The organism is Pseudomonas sp. E45-MNA-CIBAN-0222, assembly GCF_040310405.1.
Classification (GTDB): Bacteria; Pseudomonadota; Gammaproteobacteria; order Pseudomonadales; family Pseudomonadaceae; genus Stutzerimonas; species Stutzerimonas stutzeri_AC.
Map to the genome: position 1 here is coordinate 1 of NZ_JBEOPU010000037.1, position 2,654 is coordinate 2,654.

3 protein-coding genes are annotated in these 2,654 nt (G+C 51.6%); 1 reads left to right on the plus strand and 2 read right to left on the minus strand.

Annotation, left to right across the window (positions count from 1 at the left end; genetic code table 11):
- Positions 1-578 precede the first annotated feature (578 nt).
- Positions 579-1,097: a YkgB family protein gene (locus AAEZ08_RS22605; protein ID WP_003464991.1), complete on the plus strand. Its 519-nt coding sequence runs from the start codon at positions 579-581 to the stop codon at positions 1,095-1,097.
- Positions 1,098-1,126: 29 nt separating this feature from the next.
- Here AAEZ08_RS22605 and AAEZ08_RS22610 read toward each other — a convergent pair whose 3' ends face one another.
- Entirely contained in the window at positions 1,127-1,972 is an 846-nt protein-coding gene (locus AAEZ08_RS22610) for an AraC family transcriptional regulator (RefSeq protein WP_003464995.1), read from the minus strand.
- A gap of 238 nt (positions 1,973-2,210) precedes the next feature.
- A complete protein-coding gene (locus AAEZ08_RS22615) occupies positions 2,211-2,531 on the minus strand; it encodes a c-type cytochrome biogenesis protein CcmI/CycH (RefSeq protein ID WP_032677089.1) in 321 nt (106 codons plus the stop codon).
- Positions 2,532-2,654: the final 123 nt, after the last annotated feature.

Genomic DNA, 2,654 nt, shown 5'->3' on the forward strand with positions numbered 1-2,654 from the left:
AAGGGCTTCTCCCATGCACTGATTTGAGCGCTAATTATATGATATTTATGGATAATTTCCAAAGTTGATGACATTGGCTGTTCCCCAACCCTGGAAAACCTATCCTCTTTAACACGTCAAAGTCGATTGATAGGCTTGCTGCAACAGCTATCTGCCCGGTTGAAGTCGAAGATCGATGTATCTGTAGGGTTTGGAAATAAATGCGGGCGCCCACCGCACTCACGGCTCAGTTACCATTCTTTGTGCATCGCGGCCGCGCGGCTAGTTGGTAGCTGTTCTAAGCCTAGTCAGTGCCGCCCTTCGCCCCAAGCCCCATAGTCAGATTTGAGAAATGACAGTAGGCGATGCCGCAACGCGCTTCATCGACCTATGTAAAACGACTCCTTTATCGAAATAGTGCACTCATCGCTCTCCACGGCGATCCCTTCATCGCGAATTGCACCGCCCAAGACGATCTGCACTGAAATCAATACTTTCTGATGCCTCTTGATTAGAGATGCCAGCCATAATCATCTCATCGCCAACGCATACGGCGTTCGGCAGCCAACACACTCTCACTCACTACTGGAAGCTCAGACATGAAAACCATAGGCATTGAAAACTCGAAGTCCAGCGTACAGGCCCACTTAACGCTTGGAACCAAAACTATGGGGCTAGGTATCTATGGCGCGTACTTGGCTCTCGCTATTATTTACTTCTGGTTCGGCGGCATGAAATTTACCCACTACGAGGCCGAGGGCCTGGTTCCACTGGTGAGCAACAGCCCGCTTTTGGGATGGGTGTATAGCATTTTTTCGGTCGACATGTTCTCCAGCCTGCTCGGCATACTAGAGATTTCGATCGGCACTCTGATCGCAGGCCGCATGCTGTCGCCCAAACTATCCGTGGTAGGAGGCGCTCTGTCTGCAGGCCTGTTCTTCACAACCCTTAGCTTTATGTTTTCCACTCCGGGCGTCATTGAGCCTAGTTTAGGGTTTCCGGCGATTTCCGTTGCGCCAGGTCAGTTTCTGCTTAAAGACTTAGGGTTGCTTGCTGTTTCGATATTTGTGGCAGGCCATTCGCTGGTTGAACTGGAAAAACGTAAAATTAATGCATAATTTTTTCAATGGCTTAAGGCAGTAATGCCTTAGGCCTTTTTGCCATCATTTTCCCCCGCCAGATCTTTCAACCAGTCACGAGGGCTCAACCCCGTCTTGCGTCTAAATGCGCGAGACAGCGCCGAAGGACTTTCGTAGCCGACTTGAGCTGCAATCAGCGTAATCGAGCGCCCTTCTCGCATCAGCTTCTGAGCCAGGCTAACTCGCCAACTCAACAAATAATCAGCAGGCGTCTGTCCGATGACACTCTTGAAATGCACGGCATACGCAGCGCGTGACATATTTGACTCACTGGCCAGCTCTGCTATTGACCAGGCATGTTCCGGGGAGTTGTGCATCTGTAAAAGCGATCGGGCAAGCCGCATGTCGGCCAGTCCAGCCATCATTCCGGTGCGCAACTGGTGATGATCGAGCAGGTAACGGAGCAACAGAATGATTAGGAGCTCAAATAAGCGCTCAAGCGCGGCTTCCCTTCCACAATGCACATTTGCCGCCTCGGCAAACATCCACTCCAACGTGTCTGCCAGCATGGGCAGATCATCGAGTGCGAGCACCAAACAGTCCGGTAATGAAGCCGACAAAGGATTATCAATTCCGCCCTCAAACTCCATGGAAGCACACAACAACTTTGCGCCATCGGACTCACCCGCAAACAATTGATGCTTGGCGGGGCGTGGCATAAAAATCAAGCTAGGGCGAGTGAGCTGCAAATCCTTGCGATCGGGACCAAGCAACGTCACGCTGCCGGCCTGAAGCAGATGGATATAACCTCGCCGCTCGGCGCCATCGTAAGATGCAGAGCCGCATAGGTCGCCGTCATAGAACAGATTGGCCCGCACGCCGAACCGCGAGAGCAAATTAGACAAACGATCCATTGGCCGATCCTTGACGAGTCAGAACGCACAGACCATACCATCTGCGTTGTCGTTCAGTGCCTGTAGCGAACATGCCGGCGTAAATCAGCCAACGGATAAAGTGATCACTGAGCAGCTCAGCCTCCCTTTCCAGTTCGGCTGTTAAAAAAACAACACCGTTGTTTGAAAGCACCAGCAAATCAAGTGCTCACTCTTCTATTTTACAGTACCTGGCAACAGCACTTTGCGGTGCAGTCGATCAGATATCCGGAAGGTTGATCGTAAGCTTCAGCCTAGCGCTCTTCGAATTTAATGTCGTCGAGCTTCGGCCCAACCATTCCCCCGACCTACTCTTCCCTCCCCTAGAGACCCTAGCAGTCACTTGAATCGCGGCTGTCTGCGATAAGGTGTTGCTGGTAACTATTGCATCAGCGCCTGAAAACTCCACCTCGGCCGGCAGACTTGAGACCTTAAGTCGTATGGTAGCGAGAGGTACCTTGGAGCCCGATAGCGTCTGTACGAAAACGAACACACTGTCATCCAAAGCGACCTTTTCGAAAATTTCCGGGGAAATGTCCACCCGTACCTTGAGCGGTGTTGGTGGCAAGCCAGCAACATGGTTAATCTGTTGCCGCTGACCGAAAACTGACCCAGTAGAGGCTGTTCTGCCGACTGAAAACTGACCCAGGTGTTCAACTGCTTC

Excerpts from the sequence above, each read along its gene's own strand:
- AAEZ08_RS22605 (WP_003464991.1), top strand. The coding sequence starts at position 579 with ATGAAAACCATAGGCATTGAAAACTCGAAGTCCAGCGTACAGGCCCAC.
- AAEZ08_RS22610 (WP_003464995.1), bottom strand. The coding sequence starts at position 1,972 with ATGGATCGTTTGTCTAATTTGCTCTCGCGGTTCGGCGTGCGGGCCAAT.